Genomic DNA, 722 nt, shown 5'->3' on the forward strand with positions numbered 1-722 from the left:
GCAGCGCACGGCGCGCTTCGCATCGCCCCCCGCTCCCAGCGCGGCGCCGACGCGGCGCTCGACCGCGTGGATGAAGGCCAGCACCTCCGGCTCGATGCGGATGCCGGTCTCAACCCGGCTCGACAGGCAGGGGGCGGAGGGCAAGTCCGCCACCGCGCCGAGGCCGAGGTCGCGGCTCAGGCGCCGCACCGCCGCCTTGTCGAGGCCGGCCTCGACGTAGGGATGGCGGACGCCGTGCTCGGCCGCGGCGTCGAGGCCGGGGCGGTACTCGCCGAGGTCGTCGAGGTTGGCGCCCGAAGCCATCGTCCGGTCGGTGACGCGGGCAATCGCGCCGTAGAGGTTGGTCTTGCAGAAGAAGCAGCGGTTCACCGGGTTGGCGCGGTAGGCGGGATCGGAGAACTCGCCGGCCTCGATCACCCGCAGGCTCCAGCCGGCGCGCGCCGCCTCGGCGCGGACGCGGGCGGTGGCCTCCGCCGGCACGGCGGGAGAGGCGGCATGCACCATCAGCGCGGCGTCGGGGCCGAGGACGCGGTGGGCGAGCGCCGCCAGCGTCACGCTGTCGACGCCGCCGCTCACCGCCACGGCGACGGAACCGATCTCCACGAGGACGGCCTCGAGCCGGATGGGGGGCGAACTCACGATTTCGGCTCCGGGGTGTCGAGGGCGAGCCGCTCGGCCTCGCGGCGCAGGGCGGTCCGGGCGGCGTGGCCGCCCTCCGCGCG

General features: G+C 76.3%; 1 protein-coding gene. It reads right to left on the minus strand.

What is annotated here, in order from left to right; all coding sequences use genetic code 11:
- The coding region (locus FV229_RS27065; RefSeq protein WP_246688363.1) for an adenine nucleotide alpha hydrolase at positions 1–639 on the minus strand (639 nt) is incomplete at its 3' end.
- Positions 640–722 lie beyond the last annotated feature (83 nt).

This window comes from Methylobacterium sp. WL120 (genome assembly GCF_008039465.1).
Taxonomy (GTDB): Bacteria; Pseudomonadota; Alphaproteobacteria; order Rhizobiales; family Beijerinckiaceae; genus Methylobacterium; species Methylobacterium cerastii.